The 16,700-nt window shown below is 42.1% G+C and carries 16 protein-coding genes; 7 read left to right on the top strand and 9 right to left on the bottom strand.

The annotated features are described in order from the left end of the window. Positions 1 to 41 precede the first annotated feature (41 nt). Positions 42 to 749 (top strand): Bax inhibitor-1/YccA family protein, encoded by a 708-nt coding sequence (locus tag I3B46_RS16120; protein ID WP_004917846.1) that lies wholly within the window; start codon positions 42 to 44, stop codon positions 747 to 749. Positions 750 to 875: 126 nt separating this feature from the next. Here I3B46_RS16120 and I3B46_RS16115 read toward each other — a convergent pair whose 3' ends face one another. The 5 genes from I3B46_RS16115 to cecR all read right to left on the bottom strand — a co-directional run bounded on the left by I3B46_RS16115 (position 876) and on the right by cecR (position 6,649). Continuing rightward, positions 876 to 1,982 carry an ABC transporter permease gene (locus I3B46_RS16115; protein ID WP_104873342.1) on the bottom strand — a complete coding sequence of 369 codons (1,107 nt, stop codon included), beginning with the start codon at positions 1,980 to 1,982 and terminating at the stop codon, positions 876 to 878. A 12-nt stretch (positions 1,983 to 1,994) separates the two neighbouring features. Next, complete coding sequence (locus I3B46_RS16110) at positions 1,995 to 3,134, bottom strand: ABC transporter permease (protein ID WP_004917851.1); 1,140 nt, start codon at positions 3,132 to 3,134, stop codon at positions 1,995 to 1,997. Beyond that, positions 3,131 to 4,873, bottom strand: a complete 1,743-nt coding sequence (locus tag I3B46_RS16105; RefSeq protein WP_104873343.1) for an ATP-binding cassette domain-containing protein — start codon at positions 4,871 to 4,873, stop codon at positions 3,131 to 3,133. The genes I3B46_RS16110 and I3B46_RS16105 overlap by 4 nt, the downstream gene beginning before the upstream one ends. Before the next feature lie 12 nt (positions 4,874 to 4,885). Next, positions 4,886 to 5,878 carry a secretion protein HlyD gene (gene hlyD / locus I3B46_RS16100; protein ID WP_104873344.1) on the bottom strand — a complete coding sequence of 331 codons (993 nt, stop codon included), beginning with the start codon at positions 5,876 to 5,878 and terminating at the stop codon, positions 4,886 to 4,888. Between the two features lie 84 nt (positions 5,879 to 5,962). Beyond that, positions 5,963 to 6,649 carry a transcriptional regulator CecR gene (gene cecR / locus I3B46_RS16095; RefSeq protein WP_004917856.1) on the bottom strand — a complete coding sequence of 229 codons (687 nt, stop codon included), beginning with the start codon at positions 6,647 to 6,649 and terminating at the stop codon, positions 5,963 to 5,965. A 291-nt stretch (positions 6,650 to 6,940) separates the two neighbouring features. On the opposite strand from cecR, the gene rhlE reads away from it, so the two are divergent. The 3 genes from rhlE to I3B46_RS16080 all read left to right on the top strand — a co-directional run bounded on the left by rhlE (position 6,941) and on the right by I3B46_RS16080 (position 9,654). Next, the gene (rhlE, locus tag I3B46_RS16090; protein WP_163762155.1) at positions 6,941 to 8,278 is read left to right on the top strand and encodes an ATP-dependent RNA helicase RhlE; all 1,338 of its coding nucleotides are present in this window, start codon (positions 6,941 to 6,943) and stop codon (positions 8,276 to 8,278) included. After that, positions 8,278 to 9,240 carry a tRNA dihydrouridine(16) synthase DusC gene (gene dusC / locus I3B46_RS16085; protein WP_104873345.1) on the top strand — a complete coding sequence of 321 codons (963 nt, stop codon included), beginning with the start codon at positions 8,278 to 8,280 and terminating at the stop codon, positions 9,238 to 9,240. The genes rhlE and dusC overlap by 1 nt, the downstream gene beginning before the upstream one ends. Before the next feature lie 165 nt (positions 9,241 to 9,405). Then, positions 9,406 to 9,654: a GlsB/YeaQ/YmgE family stress response membrane protein gene (locus tag I3B46_RS16080; RefSeq protein ID WP_014657779.1), complete on the top strand. Its 249-nt coding sequence runs from the start codon at positions 9,406 to 9,408 to the stop codon at positions 9,652 to 9,654. A gap of 137 nt (positions 9,655 to 9,791) precedes the next feature. Here the strand turns inward: I3B46_RS16080 and sseA are convergent, their stop codons facing one another. Continuing rightward, entirely contained in the window at positions 9,792 to 10,631 is an 840-nt protein-coding gene (gene sseA / locus I3B46_RS16075; RefSeq protein ID WP_104873346.1) for a 3-mercaptopyruvate sulfurtransferase, read from the bottom strand. A 27-nt stretch (positions 10,632 to 10,658) separates the two neighbouring features. Next, positions 10,659 to 10,820 (bottom strand): hypothetical protein, encoded by a 162-nt coding sequence (locus I3B46_RS16070; RefSeq protein ID WP_014657780.1) that lies wholly within the window; start codon positions 10,818 to 10,820, stop codon positions 10,659 to 10,661. Positions 10,821 to 11,061: 241 nt separating this feature from the next. Between I3B46_RS16070 and dinG the strand changes: the two genes are divergently transcribed. Then, positions 11,062 to 13,170, top strand: a complete 2,109-nt coding sequence (dinG, locus tag I3B46_RS16065; RefSeq protein ID WP_014657781.1) for an ATP-dependent DNA helicase DinG — start codon at positions 11,062 to 11,064, stop codon at positions 13,168 to 13,170. Positions 13,171 to 13,260: 90 nt separating this feature from the next. Here the strand turns inward: dinG and dps are convergent, their stop codons facing one another. Both dps and rhtA read right to left on the bottom strand, forming a co-directional pair. Beyond that, positions 13,261 to 13,764 carry a DNA starvation/stationary phase protection protein Dps gene (gene dps, locus I3B46_RS16060; protein ID WP_004917871.1) on the bottom strand — a complete coding sequence of 168 codons (504 nt, stop codon included), beginning with the start codon at positions 13,762 to 13,764 and terminating at the stop codon, positions 13,261 to 13,263. Positions 13,765 to 14,053: 289 nt separating this feature from the next. Then, positions 14,054 to 14,941, bottom strand: coding sequence for a threonine/homoserine exporter RhtA (gene rhtA, locus I3B46_RS16055; RefSeq protein ID WP_036943544.1), 888 nt, complete (start codon positions 14,939 to 14,941; stop codon positions 14,054 to 14,056). Between the two features lie 363 nt (positions 14,942 to 15,304). Here rhtA and I3B46_RS16050 point away from each other — a divergent pair, with 363 nt between their 5' ends. Further along, positions 15,305 to 15,880: a TIGR00730 family Rossman fold protein gene (locus I3B46_RS16050; protein ID WP_004917874.1), complete on the top strand. Its 576-nt coding sequence runs from the start codon at positions 15,305 to 15,307 to the stop codon at positions 15,878 to 15,880. A 17-nt stretch (positions 15,881 to 15,897) separates the two neighbouring features. Further along, on the top strand, positions 15,898 to 16,356 hold the full coding sequence (locus I3B46_RS16045) for a GNAT family N-acetyltransferase (protein ID WP_004917876.1): 459 nt from the start codon (positions 15,898 to 15,900) through the stop codon (positions 16,354 to 16,356). Positions 16,357 to 16,700: the final 344 nt, after the last annotated feature.

The following is a 16,700-nucleotide window of genomic DNA, read 5'->3' as shown; positions in this document are numbered from 1 at the left end:
TGCTGTGGTCGTTTCTTACTAATGTATGAAGGGTAACCATCATGGATCGATTCGATCAACGTAATGATTCTCTTGTCCAGCGCAGCAGTGCCGGCATTCAGACATTTATGTCACAGGTTTATGGCTGGATGACTGTTGGTCTGTTACTGACTGCTTTTGTTGCTTGGTCCACACTGAATAGTGGCTTATTTTATACCATAGCGACTAATAATGTTCTGTTTTTTGGTTTAATCATTGTTGAGTTTGGACTTGTACTTGGTTTGTCATTTTTACTGCCAAGAATGAGTGGTATGATGGCAACGGGCATGTTTATGCTCTACTCAGTACTTACTGGGCTAACAATTTCTGTGGTTTTAGCTGCTTATACAATGGAATCGGTAGCAGGAACATTTTTTATCACGGCGGCAATGTTTGGTGCACTAAGTGTTTATGGTTACACCACAAAGCGTAGCCTAAGTGGTATCGGTAACTTCCTGTTTATGGCGCTTATTGGCCTAATTATCGCTTCTATTGTCAATATTTTCATGAAAAGCTCAGCATTATACTGGGTGATCACCTATGCAGGTGTTCTGATTTTTGCAGGCCTGACCGCATATGATACTCAGAAACTGAAAGAGATGGGTGCACAAATTGACGTGGAAGATAAAGAAAGCATGCGTAAACTCGCTATCCTAGGTGCATTAAACCTGTATCTGGACTTTATCAACCTGTTCTTAATGCTGCTACGTATTTTCGGCGACCGCCGTTAATCATGTATAAATTGTGTATTTAAGATACACAATAGCTTTTAAAGAATATCAACCCTTGTCATGGTCAAACAGACAAGGGTTTTTTATTGTTTAGTAAAAAATATAGTCGTGACTAATAGGTAATTGCTACGCTGTTTTCTGCCGAAAGAGGTAGTAAGCAAAGGTACTGGTAATGACTGATATCACGAGCAGTGGCCATAGGCTCGGCCAAATAACACTAAAATCAGCATCTTTTAAGTAAATCTGTTTGGTGATTTCAGTGAAATGGCGGATTGGATTGATCAAGGTAATTTCTTGCAACCAAATGGGCATATTCTCAACGGGAGAAATATAGCCTGAGAGCAAAATAGCGGGCATCACAAAAACAAATACACCGATAAATGCTTGTTGTTGGGTTGAACACAAAGCCGATATTAATAATCCAAAACCCACTAGTGAAAGGCCATAAACCACCATAGTTGCATAAAATAGCGTGAGGGAGCCTGCAAAGGGGATTTGGTAACAGAAGATACCAATGACTAAGACTAAAGTCGCTTGCGCGGTGGCAATAATCAATGCGGGTACGGCTTTACCGATAAAAATTTGCCAAGTCGTGAGCGGCGATACAAGTAATTGGTCAAGGGTTCCCTGTTCGGCCTCTCGGGCAATCGACAGGGAAGTGACAATCAGTACGCCAATGGTCGTGATTAATGCCACCAGTGATGGCACGATAAACCATTTATATTCCAGATTAGGGTTATACCAGTTACGAACCACTAACTCGCTATTATTGGCTAAAGGGCGGCCTGCCGTTAGCTCGCTTTGATATTGCAATACGATTTGTTCAATATAGTTAGCGGCAATTTGCGCGCTGTTAGAGTTACGTCCATCAAGTAATAACATCATCTTCGCGGTGTGCTGGCTATCGATGTCAGCGCTAAAATTTTGCCCGAAGCGTACGACTAATAAGCTTTCTCGGTTATCCAGTGTTTCTCGGATCTCGTGCTCATTTTTGAGTAATCGTACTTGAGAAAAGGCTTCTGCTTTTGCTAATCGTTGAGTTAATTCGATAGAGTGCTTCCCGCCATCTTGATCGAAAATGGCGATCGTGGTGTTGGTAACCTCAAGGGTTGCAGCCAAAGGAAACAAGATCATTTGGAAAATAACAGGCATGAGCAAAATGAGCCGCGTTTGCTTTTCCTGCAATAACGTCTGTAGTTCTTTCATGATCAAGGTATATAGGCGGTAAAACATATTTCATCCTTATCAATCAAGACGACGGCGTGTTTTCCATGCCGTTAAGCCAATAAATAAAATAGCGGAGGCGATAAGTAACAGCAGATTGGTGAACAAAACAATATAGATATCGCCTGCCAGAAATAGCGTTTGTAAGCTGCTGACAAAATAGCGCGCCGGAATGAAATAAGTCACGATTTGGACAAATATTGGCATGCTTGAGATTTCAAAAATAAAGCCTGATAGCATAATTGCTGGCAAAAATGCCGCATTTAATGCGACCATTGCGGCATTAAATTGATTGCGAGTGATGGTGGAAATCAATAGCCCCATTCCGAGAGCGGTCGCTAAATAGAGGCTAGTGATCAAAAACAGCACTAAGAGTGAGCCTCGATAAGGTATATTTAATAGTGATGTCGTGACAATCATACACAAGATCATCACAAAGGAGCCTAAGACTTGATAGGGTAATAATTTGGATAAAAGCAATTCGGTGCGTGTAATCTGTGTCGAGAGAAGGGCTTCCATTGTGCCGCGCTCCCATTCACGAGCAACAACCAGTGATGTCAAAATAGCTCCAACTACCGTCATTATGATACTAATGGCACCGGGTATAATGAAATGCTGACTAATTGCAGCTTCATTGAACCAATAACGCATATTTAACTCAATGAGGGGATCTGTGGGATAGCCTCGATTTTCACCTTGTTGTATCAACCACGTATACCAGATCCCTTTGGTGTAGGCTTGTACAAAGTTCGCAGTATTAGGCTCACTGCCGTCGGTAATCACTTGTATGGCGGCATGCCCTTCAGGACGTAGCAATTGGGCTGAGAAGTTCACGGGGATAACGATAATGCCGCGAATTTTGCCCGCTTGCATTTTTGCAATTAATTGTTGCCGATTATCGCTAACCGTAGCGTCAATAAAAGGGGAGCCTGTAAATGTATCGACGAGTTGGCGTGCTTCATGGCTTTGTTGATCCATCAAGATGCCAACACGTAATTGACTGGAATCCAAATTGATCCCATAACCAAAAATAAATAACAGCATTAGGGGGATCACAACGGCAATCAATGCACTACTGGGATCGCGTACGATTTGTTTGCTTTCTTTAATGCATAATGCACGGAGTCTACGCCAAGAAAAATGAGACGCGTTGGCGGTCATTGTTCCTCCCGCTGTTTATCATAATCAAGTATCAACCCAATAAAAGCATCTTCCATTGATGGATTTGGATGACTTTCACTAGCGACTTGCTGTTTTAGCTCATCTGGCGTACCTGCGGCAATGATCTTGCCGTGATACACTAATCCTATGCGATCACAATACTCTGCTTCATCCATAAAGTGAGTTGTCACCATGACGGTTACGCCTCTATCGACCATGCCGTTGATATGTAGCCAAAACTCACGTCGAGTGAGAGGGTCGACCCCCGATGTCGGTTCATCAAGAAATAAAATATCTGGCTCATGCATAAGGGAGCAGGCAAGGGCAAGGCGTTGTTTAAAGCCAAGAGGGAGTGAATCAGTTATTTGATTAATAATTGGCTTAAAATTAAAGGCCTCAACCATTTCAGCTATTTTATGTGTTTGATGCTTACCATGCAGACCATAAACACCAGAAAAGAATTTGAGATTTTGCCCAACCTTTAAATTGCTATAGAGCGAGAATTTTTGCGCCATATAGCCGAGGTGTTGCCGTGCTTTATCTGAGCTGGTCTTTAAATCCATTCCTAACACTAAGGCGTGACCTTCGGTTGGTCTCATCAATCCACACATCATTTTAAAGGTGGTTGACTTCCCCGCACCATTGGGGCCGAGTAAGCCAAAAATTTCACCGCGTTTTACTTGAAAATTGACGCTATCCGTCGCGGCAAAATCACCAAATTTTTTCGTTAGATCACGCGCTTCAATAACGGTTTCACTTGGATTAGCAGGGATTTGCGGCATGATAGCCGCCAATTCTGAGCGATGGGAAGGCCCCCCACCTAAGAGATCAATAAAAGCATCTTCAAAACGTGGCTCTGCCTCAATCAGCTTCCCATCAGGCATATGCAAACGGTGAAGTAGCGACGTTTTAGACGCATCAGGCTTTAATATTAAGCGGATATAACGCCCTTGGATCACGCCATCGCTGGTTTCCGGAAGAACGAGGGCATTTTGCAATATTGTACGTTTATTGGCGGCCGGAACATCTAATAAATAGGAGCGACCAACCATAGTTTGGGTCAGATCTTGAGGTTTCCCTGAAAAAAGCAATTGGCCTTGGTTAAGGAGCAAAACATTTTTGCACTGTTGGGCCTCATCAAGATAGGAGGTACTCCAAAGGATCAGCATCCCCTCATCGGCTAAAGTGTGTACCATTCGCCATAATTCGCGTCGTGCGATGGGATCAACCCCAACCCCAGGCTCGTCTAAAAGTAGCACCTTTGGTCTGCCAATCAGTGTGCAAGCTAACCCTAGCTTTTGTTTCATACCGCCGGATAATTTACCGGCAAGTCGACCTGTAAAATTTGTTAAATCAGTAAAGGTGAGCAACTGACGATAAATTTTCTCTCTCTCTTCACCGAGGACGCCACGTAAATCAGCATATAAATCAAGATTTTCTTGGACGGTCAGATCTTCATATAAGCCAAATTTTTGTGGCATATATCCTAAATTAGCATGCACTTGTACGCTGTCTTTAATCGGATCTAATCCCATTAGACTGATTGTGCCTGAATCAGGTTTTAATAAACCGGCAAGCATTCTCATTAACGTCGTTTTGCCTGCACCGTCTGGGCCGACTAAACCCGTTACCGAGCCACCATAGATCTCGGCCGTTAAGCTCTCTACTGCGGGGGAGTCTAAACCCTGAAATGTTTTTTCAACCCCTTGAAGACGAATGCAGTCATCGTGCTTACTCATCATGCACTCTTATCACTGAATTTCAGCAAAGCGGATGGTAACTGGCATGCCTTGGCGTAGTGCCTCATCAGGATCGCTGACAACGATGCGTAGCCGATATACAAGATCAGTACGTAATTGCGGAGTTTGTACGCTTTTTGGCGTGAATTCAGCGGTTGGTGATACAAAACCAATAGTACCGTGATAAGGGGGATCTGGACGGCTATCGGTGTAGAGCAAAACTTCTCGACCAGGAACGGCCATCCCTAAATTAGGCTCATCGACATAAGCCCTTACCCAAACAGGCGTCGTGAGAGTGACACTAAATACAGTATTACCAGCACCGACAATGCTGCCAGGCTCAATGGCTCGCGTTAGGATGGTTCCATCTGAGGGGGCTGTTAATACGGTATCTTTTAAGTCTAATTCTGCCTGTGCAACAGCCGCTTCAGCTTGTAACCATTCGCCTCGTGCAGCCGCTATCTCTTCTTGACGGAAACCGCTTTGATACTGGTTTAGTTTATCTTGTGCGGCTTTTAATGCGGCAAGTGCTTGATTTCGATTTGTCTTTGCATTGTCGAGCTCATTGGCAGAAATCACATGGGAGGCTGCGAGCCCTTTTTGGCGCTGGTAAAAACTTTCAGCGTATTTCCATGCCGCTTGTTTTTGGGCAACCTCAGCTTCAACTTGTGCAATTTCTTGAGTGCGATAGCCTTTTTCTTTCATAGCTAGCTGGGCTTTTGCACTGTCTCTAACGCCCTTTGCTTTGTTTAATGCGTTGATATAAGGCGCTTGGTCAAGCTGGCCTAAAGCTTGACCGGGGGTAACGCGCGCGCCTTCATCAACATTCAAAGACGCGAGCTTCCCACCAACACGAAAACCAAGGTTGACGGTTCGTACATCAACATTACCATATAAGGTTAATGTTTTATCTTGCTGTGATTGATACCAATAATAACCACCCGCAGCGAGACCGATTACTATGACAATAAGAATTAAAAAGATTGAACGACGTTTATTGTTCATAATTAACCTTATTCTTCGTGTAGATTACATGTCTAAAAATAGATAGTTCGATAATCTATAACCGTTTTTTATGGATTAATGATATCACTTTTGTGCCTCTTTGCGATGACGCAATCCTTCCAACAAGATATTGGTGTGCTCTATCAGTACTTGGTTAATGATTTTATATTCCTCTTCATTGATATGTTTCCAGCCAGTTTGCCGAAGTAACGTCTCTCTTGCGATACGAAACGAGAGCGTTTCCCCTAAGATGGCATGGGTTTGGATTAAGGTGGTTAGGCTGTTGGGATCGGAGCCTATATAAATGGCAATAAGACGGTTTAATTTGGTGTAAATAGGTCCGAGAGCCTGCTCATGAATAATGGTATAGGCTTCGGTTGGGTTGAGTTGCTCTCTAGCGAGTATTCGAGAAAAACTCAGGTTCTTTTTTTCTAGCTGAAAGTAATTATAACCGACTAATGCTTTTTGCAAGAGTTTGATGGCCTCATCAGGAGGGGGATTGGTTTGACGAAGATATGTATCAATTTCCGCGGTTGTCTCGCTAAAGTTTTCTTTTATTGTGTTCGCAATCAATTGGGCTACAGCGAGATACAGCCCCTCTTTCGAACCAAAATAATAGGAAATGGCGGCAATATTTTGCCCCGAAACTTGAGCAATTTTGCGGGTTGTTGCTCCGTCGAGACCTAATTCACCATAGACATCTGCAGCTGAGCATAGCAACTGCACTCTGGCGTTTTCTCCTCGATGTGTTGACGGTGTGTTTGTAATCATGAAATTTCCTTAAACATTCAAAACTAAATATCAACCTAACAAGCTCTACACGGCTTTTTGCATAATTCAGTGACGGAAAACGACATATTCTAGTTTGTAATAGTTATATATACTATATTTGAGTAATTTTGTATTAATTTATTTTCTAAACTAAATTAATATACTTATTAGAGCCAAATAATGTTAGACTTCCCGCAATTGCACGGCAGTTTGCATCTTTTCTTCATCTACAATCCTTCCCCTCGAACTGCCTCTGATCATTCAGAGTGGTGAAGTCCGGAGTAATTTAATTTGACTAGTTTTTCAGACCTCGCATTAAACGAGGAAATTCTGCTCGCCATTAATGAGTTAGGCTACGAAGCCCCTACGCCTATCCAACAGCAAGCTATCCCAGCAGTCCTTGATGGTCACGACCTCTTAGCGAGTGCTCAAACAGGAACAGGGAAAACGGCGGGTTTTACCTTACCCATTTTACAAAAATTAATTTCGACTCCTAGAATTGGAAAAGATCGCAAACCGATTAGGGCATTGATCTTAACGCCGACACGTGAATTGGCTGCGCAAGTCGCTGAGAATGTTAAGGAATATAGCCGTCATTTAAGGATCCGCTCATTTGTCGTGTTTGGTGGTGTCAGCATCAACCCACAAATGATGAAGTTACGTGGCGGTGTTGATATTTTGATTGCGACGCCGGGGCGATTACTCGACCTAGAGCATCAAAATGCGGTCAATTTATCTCAAGTTGAGATCCTTGTTTTGGACGAAGCCGATCGTATGCTTGATATGGGGTTTATTCATGATATTCACCGTGTGATCAGTAAGTTACCTAAAAAACGTCAAAACCTGCTGTTTTCAGCTACATTCTCTAATGAAATTAAACAATTAGCGAATAAATTACTGGACAAACCTGTGACGATCGAAGTCGCTCCTCGTAACTCGGCTTCTGAGCAAGTCACCCAGTTTGTCCATCATGTCGATAAGAAACGTAAAGCAGAGCTGTTATCTTACATGATAGGCCGTGAAAACTGGCAGCAAGTTCTTGTTTTTACACGCACAAAACATGGTGCGAACCGCCTTGCTGAACATCTAAATAAAGATGGCGTAAAAGCGGCGGCAATTCATGGTAATAAGAGCCAAGGCGCGCGTACACGTGCATTAGCAGATTTTAAATCAGGTGATGTTCGAGTACTGGTGGCGACAGATATTGCGGCACGTGGTTTAGATATCGAACAATTGCCGTATGTTGTTAACTTTGAACTGCCTAATGTAGCGGAAGATTATGTTCATCGTATTGGTCGTACAGGGCGAGCAGACGCAACAGGAATGGCTGTTTCACTGGTATGTGTTGATGAGTTAAAGCTGCTAAAAGATATTGAAAAGCTACTAAAAAAACCGGTTCCTGTTATGGCGATAGAAGGTTATGAGCCTGATCCTTCCATTAAACCTGAACCTATCCAAAAAGCGCCGCAGCGTAATAATGAAAGGCGTAGTGCAAATAAACGCCATAATACGTCTGTGAAGCCGCGCCGCGAACGTACTGGTGCTGATAGCTCAAAAGATAAATCGGCATCAGCCTCACCATGGAAAAGCGCACAAAAAAAAGTGCGTCAGGGACGCGGTGAAGGCTAATGCGTGTGTTACTTGCCCCGATGGAGGGGGTACTTGACTCGCTTGTGCGCTCCTTACTCAGTGAGGTCAATGATTACGATCTCTGTATTACTGAGTTTGTACGAGTTGTCGATACCCTTTTACCGGCAAAAACGTTTTATCGGTTATGTCCGGAATTGCGTCATGGCAGTCGGACACCATCAGGTACGTTAGTACGCGTTCAGTTATTGGGGCAGCACCCTCAGTGGTTAGCTGAAAACGCCTATAGGGCAGTTTCGCTGGGTTCATGGGGGGTAGATCTGAATTGTGGATGCCCCTCTAAAACCGTGAATGGCCATGGGGGTGGTGCAACTTTACTAAAGCAACCAGAGCTTATTTATCGTGCCGCAAAGGCGATGCGAGAGGCTGTTCCAGAGGAACTACCTGTTTCTGTTAAAGTCAGGTTAGGGTGGGATAATAGCCAATTTTGTCATGAAATCGCAGATGCCGTGGAGCAGGCTGGAGCGACGGAATTGACGGTGCATGGCCGTACCAAAGAAGATGGCTATCGAGCTGAAAAGATTAATTGGCAAGCTATTGGCGATATTCGTCGCCGCTTATCCATCCCTGTAATTGCCAATGGTGAGGTGTGGGATTATGAAAGTGCTCAGCACTGCCTAGCAATAACGGGATGTGATGCGATTATGATTGGGCGGGGCGCTCTGCATACGCCTAATTTAAGTCATGTCATAAAAAGCAATCAGCCCAAAATGGCTTGGGAGCACGTCGGCAGCTTGCTATTAAAATATACAGAGCTTGAAAAACAAGGAGATACGGGGAATTACCATGCCGCACGTATCAAGCAATGGTTAGGCTATTTACGTAAAGAATATCAGCAAGCAGACAGACTATTTTCTCTGATCCGAGCGCTAAAGAGTGCTCGCCAGATCGCCGAAGTGATCGAATCTGAACTAAAAAAGCCAGCAAAAATGATGGAATTTTAATCATTCGGTTGTTTATGATTTGCTAAAATAGAGTATTAGTTCTTAACTTAAAGGGCTAATGGCTTTTTTAATCATGCTAAATTGACTTAAATCGTATGTCATAAGATGGCAAACTAACATGGTTAAAATCTATTTTTACCGTATTAATTCGTTTGGAGGTCGATGATGGGAGTCATTTCTTGGGTCATTTTTGGTCTGATTGCAGGGGTATTGGCTAAATGGATTATGCCAGGCACTTACCATATTGGTTTTATCATGACTATTGTACTCGGAATTGTTGGGTCTGTTGTGGGTGGCTACATCAGTACCTTCTTCGGTAAAGGTAAAGTAGACGGCTTCAATTTCGGTAGTTTTGTTGTTGCGGTTATCGGTGCGATCGTCGTGCTATTTTTAGCTGGGATATTTGCCAAATAGCGATTGACTAAACTTATCTCGATTTGAAAGAAATAACCCTCTCCGTGAATAGAGGGTTATTTTTTTGAATGCTATTTAATGTTGATTAAGTATTAATCCGATTTTTAGTTCAATTAATCTTTTGATTAGATGAATAATTAAGACTCTATAGGTAACCCATTGTCTTGGCCCCATTCTGCCCAAGAGCCATCATATAGCTTAACATTTGTGTTGCCTAATAGAGTCAGAGCCATGAGCACCACAGCCGCCGTCATACCAGAGCCACACGTTGTGACGGAAGGGGCATGAATATCAATACCTTGCTCTGCAAATAGGGCTTTAAGTTGGGCTGGTGATTTAAATTCACCATTTTCAACTAATTGATCCCAAGGCATGTTTTTACTACCGGGGATGTGGCCCATACGTAGCCCTGGGCGAGGCTCAGGTGCTTGCGCTAAGAAACGTGCCGCGGCACGAGCATCAATAATTTGTACTTTTCCCTGTTCTACGAGGTTAAGCATTTGTGTTTGATTTAATGCGTTGTCACCGTGGCGCTGAGCGGTGTAGTGCTGTGGGGCTGGCGGCGTGACCTCACCGGATTCAGTTTGGAAACCGAGTGCTTTCCATGCTTCAATGCCACCCGCGAGAAGTTTGACATTTTTATGGCCCATTGTGGTGAATGTCCACCACGCACGTGGTGCTGAGAATAAATTATTCTGGGCGTAAATAATAACCTGAGTGTTATTGTTAATTCCCATTTCACCGACCGCACGGCTAAAAGTTTCAGCATCAGGCAGCATATGAGGCAGGGGTGTTCGAGTATCAGCAACCTTATCTTGATCAAAAAACTGTGCGCTTGGAATATGCTCTTCTAACCAACGTTGTCGGCAATCATAGGGTGCTGTTGGGGGCGGAGATGAAGCATCTAGTACGATAAGGTTAGAGTCAGACAAATGGTCATGTAACCATTCGGGTGTTACAAAATAAGCGTCATACATAAATTATCTTCATCCTGAATGTAAATATTATTGAACCTGACCCGCTGAAGGTATAATTGAGGGTTGCTGTGCCTGACTCTGCTCAATAGGTGTCGTTGAGCGTGTATAAATATTCATGCCAGCTAAGACAATTCCACCGATGGAGCCGAATGCGCAGAGTGCGCAAAGCGCGATAACAACCTTTTTCATTTTTATAGCCTGAATTGAAGAAATAAACCCAAAGTATAACCCGATGTTTGTTGCAGACAAGTTAAATACTCTTTTTTGTGCGGATGGATCCGGAATTTGCCAACCTGTTCCCAATTTTATGGCATAATGGTTTTTTAAACAGTAGTTTTTGCGAGCGCCTTCGTAAGCATATATTGTTTAATTCGATGTTATTGACCTACTTGGTTATCCTATATCTTCTAATGTGAACAGCAGTGAGCCTATGTCCCTGTCAAATAAAATGAAAGAACATATAACCCAATGGTACAAAGGGTTATCACAGCACATTGACGGGTTCGTATCCCGCGCGCCTCAGCGCCAAATGATTGCTGAAGTTGCTAAAAATTTGGCGGACGAAGAAGGGCGGCATTTGGTTATTGAGGCTCCTACAGGGGTTGGTAAAACATTATCTTATTTGATACCGGGTATTGCTGTTGGCCGAGAAGAAGGCAAAACATTGGTTGTCAGTACTGCGAATGTTGCATTACAAGATCAAATATTCAGTAAGGATCTGCCCTTACTCAGTAAAATTATTCCTGATCTTAAATATACAGGGGCTTTTGGGCGAGCACGCTATGTGTGTCCACGCAATCTGGAAGCAATCTGTGCCGCAGAAGGCGAACAAATTGACTTAATGTTGCTGGTGGAAGATAAAACCGAAATCGCAAACAGTGAAGAGAGAGCGATTTGCCAGCAGCTACGTAATGATTTTCATAGTTTTGCATGGGATGGCTTACGGGATCACCATAAGCGTGCTTTTAGCGATAGCTTATGGCGTAAGGTCAGCACTGACAAAATGAACTGCTTAGGCCGTAATTGCCAATTTTATCAGCGTTGTCCCTTTTTTATTGCTCGGCGGGAAATTGAAGATGCGGATGTGGTGGTTGCAAACCATGCGCTGGTGATGGCGGCAATGGAAAGCGAATCGGTATTACCAGATCCTAAAAAACTCCTTTTAGTACTGGATGAGGGGCATCATGTGCCTGACGTAGCAAGGGATGCGTTGGAAGTGGAAGGCGAGATCACACTCGTTCAATTAACAGCACAGGTGGATAATTTTCTTCATCATGTGGGGCAATATCTCGCTCAGTTTAGGCCTGCCAAGCCGCCAAAATTAGCGAACCCAGAGCGGTTACAGCAGCACGCGGAAAAGTTAAGAGAAGCATTTCGTGATTTTTCGCTACTAACCAACGCATTATTACCAGAAACCTCAAAGGATAATGAGTACTTATTTCCGATGGGGCTGTTGCCTGAGGCAATGCAGCTATGTTGCCAAGAACTTTTCAAACTGACCGACGGGCTAAGAGGGTTAGCGGAATCAATTCTCAATGATTTAACCGAGCAAACGGCTAAACAGGATATTGTTCGCTTACATCGCTCTATTCTATTAACTAGCCGAGCAATGGGCTATTTTGAAAATATGGCGAAATTATGGCGGTTAGCGTCAATTGACCAAACATCAGGAGCGCCAATTTCGAAATGGCTTAGCCGTCGTTATGAGAAAAACCAGTCTCGTTTATTTCTGCACTGTGCTGGGATACGGGTTAGTGAGCAATTACAGCAGCTATTATGGCGCAATGTGCCACACATCGTGATCACATCAGCGACGTTACGCTCACTTAATAGCTACTCTCGTTTTCAAGAATTGAGTGGGTTATCAGAAAAAAGTGATGACCGTTTTGTGACGCTGTCTTCACCCTTTAATCATATTGAACAGGGAAAACTGATTATTCCTCAAATGAAGTACGAACCAACTATCTCGAATGAAGAGCTGCATTTAGCGGAGATGGCAACGTATTTCCGGCATCAATTAGAAAAAGGTACTCATCGAGGTATGCTAGTGTTGTTTAGTAGCCAGCGAGCGATGGAAGGGTTTCTGGAACATGTAAAAGATTTACGCCTACAATTGTTAGTGCAAGGGGATCAGCCGCGTTATCGGTTAGTTGAAACCCATTGTGACAGGATCAATAAAGGGTTAACCAGTGTACTGATAGGGTTGCAGTCATTTGCGGAAGGGCTTGATTTAAAAGGTGAGTATTTAACACAGGTACATATCCATAAAATCGCTTTTCCACCGGTGACTAACCCCGTGATTATTACTGAAGGTGAATGGTTAAAATCGCTTAAACGTTATCCGTTTGAAGTACAAAGTTTACCAAGTGCATCATTTAATTTGATTCAACAAGCAGGAAGGTTGATCCGTAGCCATGAATGCTATGGTGAGATTGTTATCTATGATAATCGATTGATCACCAAAAATTATGGTAAGCGGTTGCTGAACGCATTACCCGTGTTCCCGATTGAACGGCCGGCTATGCCAAGCGGTACGTAACGTTAACGTCTTTCTTAATAGTGTAATAACAATAAGGCCACACATTAGTGTGGCCAAGGGGTCAATCAACGTTGACTATTTTTATCGACATTACTCAATATTAGCTTCTAAGAACCATAAGAACTTATCGAGGTCGCGTGATGCCGCAGTAAACATATCCGCGGTATCTTCATCTTCGACTTCATCGATAGCTTTACGAATATCGTTAGCCACAACCGCATAACGGTCTGCTAATGCTTTTAGATGATCTTGAACATCGTGGATATCAATTGGATAAGCTTCTAACGATGTAAATTTATTGACTTGCTGAGTCGTACCAATTGCAACTCCACCAAGTTGTACAGCACGCTCAGCAAATTCATCAAGGTGCTCAACTAAAGTGGTACGGAAGCCATCTAGCATTTCATGTACGGCAATAAAGTTACGACCGCGCATATTCCAATGTGCTTGTTTGGTCATTAAAGAAAGATCAGTAAAATGGATGACCATAACATTCAAAATATTGATAGACTCTAATTTAACGCTATCCTCAACATCATTGCGGGTATATAAAAGATTTGCTTGAGGTGCTTTTACTAATTTAGCTGTACTCATAATCTTCCCCTTATAAGTAATTAATTATTCAATAATCTGTTTCTGTTAATTAATATAAAACAACAGAACCAACTTGTCATAATGCAATATTCTATTACTTTGATAGGTAAAATTGATAACGGCTTATAATTAAATAAACGCTTAATAAATATTACTATAGGATTAATAAGCTAATATTTCAATGATATTAAAGAAAGTTTACAATAAATAAGGTTAATAAAGAAAATGTTGTTAACTTTATTAACCTTTATACAAATTAAATAATAAAGAAATTTCTTCCTCTATTTATTTAAGAAACCTCTTCTATTTTTGTTTTAGGGCGTGCTGTGGATGTTGAGCCTATTGAGGCACAAACAATACATAATAGTGCTAACCATTGAGTAACGGTTAAATGCTCTTGGAGGAAGACAATTCCAAGGAATGCCCCCATACAAGGCTCAAGGCTCATCAAAGTCCCGAAGGTTTTTGCTGGAAGTCGGGTAAGCGCTATCATCTCTAAGGTATAAGGAAAGGCTGTAGAGAGAACAGCAACAGCCAACGCCAACGGCAAAATAGCAGGGTCAAACATGACCTCAACACCTGTCTGCATTAACCCAATAGGGAAAAAGATCAGGGTTGAAATAAAGGAGCCTATTGCTACGGTTGCGGCACCATAACCTGCGCCAGCCCGTTGGCCAAAAATAATATAGATCCCCCAACAAACGCCCGCACCAAGGGCATATAAGGCACCGACAAGATCTAGGCCATTAATATCATCACCGATAGGCAATAAAAAGAGCAGCCCAACGATGACCAACGCTATCCATAAAAAGTCAATGGGGCGGCGGGATGAAAACATTGCGACAGCCAGTGGCCCTGTAAACTCAAGTGCTACCGCGATCCCAAGTGGAATTCGTTCTAAGGATAAATAAAACAAATAGTTCATGGTCCCCAAAGAAAGACCATAAGTTAACAGGGGAATAAGAGAGTTTCGCCTAAACTTTAATCGCCAAGGTTTAAAAATGACAAATAAAATAATGGTCGCAAGCAATAAGCGTAGCCCAGTCACTCCTGGTGCACCGATAACAGGAAACAGTGTTTTAGCTAGAGATGCTCCGCTCTGAATTGAGGTCATTGCCAGTAATAGCAATCCCACGGGTAATAGAGGAAAGGCACTCTTTTTAGTATCGGCAGACATGGATCGTTGAACCTCAGAAATACGTAATAAAATCAGCAAAAAAATGGCTGATTATTCTTCAATAAAAGAAAATTTTGACAAAGAAAATGTACGTGCTGACTATTAACAACTCAGGTACATAACATAAGCGGTGATTATGACATAAATTTAACATGGATAATATGTATTTATAAAATAGAGAGCACGATAAAACATAGCATTTAATATTTATTTTGTTGACTATATACCCCATGTGTAGGCGCTTTAATTAATTTTAGACAGAGTTTTATATGTTGATGAGGGTGGGATGAGAATGTGTGTTGAGCTTATCCTTATGTAACGTATAATTATTTTCCATAAAAACACGATAAAAACGAGGAAAAAATGAGAAAAATTAACAGTATTGCCGTTTATTGTGGTTCCAGCATGGGAGCTAATGAAGTTTATAAGCAACAGGCGATTAAATTTGCAGAAGAAATGGTCAAGCGCAATATTACTTTAGTTTATGGTGGGGCAAGCGTTGGTATTATGGGCACGGTGGCCGACACTATTTTATCTCAAGGTGGTCAAGCAATTGGAGTTATTCCTTCACTACTTGAAGAGCGTGAAATTTCTCATAAAAATCTGACTAAATTGTATAAAGTTGACACGATGCATCAACGTAAAAGTAAGATGATTGAGCTTGCCGATGGCTTTGTTGCTCTACCTGGAGGTTACGGCACTCTTGAGGAATTTAGTGAGGTGTTCACTTGGAGTCAAATAGGGCTACACACTAAGCCTTGTGGGCTATTTAATATTAATAACTATTGGCAGCCACTAATTGATATGACGAACAAAATGGCTGATGAGGCTTTTTTACAGGAAAAATATCGCCATATGGCGATAGTTGAAAATGATCCAGCAGCTCTACTCGATCGTTTTGAAACCTATCTTGCGCCATCGGTTAAAACTTATGATTAAACTTCGGTGAGGTATTTATGATCCGCTGTGCAGTAAAACACGATATTGAAGCTGTGCTGTCTCTCTATGAGCTGTTATTTACTGAAATGGCAGCGCTTGATAGTGAAAGAATGCAGCCTGCTAAACAGATGAGAGATTTTGTTGAAAATACCATTAGTGATGAAAACTTTCATTTGCTCGTGGCGGAATATGATGGGCAAGTTAAAGGCTTTTGCATTGCTCAAAAGCAAACGGCACCGCCTTATAATTGTATGGTTCCTCGGCAATTTGCCTATATTTTTGACCTTGTCGTATCTCCCGAGTTGAGAGGCCAAAAAGTGGGGCATCAATTAATTGAGCAAATGAAAACATGGGCAAAAGACAATCAATTAAGCCATTTAGAGCTTACTGTGTTAGCACAAAACCATAAGGCAATTAAGTTTTACGAGAGAGAGGGGTTAACAGAAATCACGCGTACCATGGGAATTAAGTTATAAAATACCATTGATGGTCTAATAATAAATATTAGGCCATCACGACATTATAAATAAATTCTATCTTTTATTATCGCGATATTAAGTTGCCTTAGCGAACAATATTTTTATTTAGAACTTAAAGTTCATCATACGACTTTTTAATTCCATTTATTATATCGCCATAATAGCAATAATAAGTATTGGTATATTGTGGCATAACCGATAAATGCTTACCTCGTTTGATTATATACAGGGCTGGATGGATTACTATTCATCTAGGGTGATGCAATCAGTACAAGATCTAAGCGAATGATTGTGGCATAATGCGCCGCTATTTGGTTGGGTATCCTCGACATCGTAAATTA

Origin of the sequence: Providencia sp. 2.29, from assembly GCF_015832305.1 — a bacterium.
Classification (GTDB): Bacteria; Pseudomonadota; Gammaproteobacteria; order Enterobacterales; family Enterobacteriaceae; genus Providencia; species Providencia stuartii.
The sequence above is the reverse complement of the archived record's forward strand: the minus strand, read 5'-3'. Positions and strand labels throughout refer to the sequence as shown.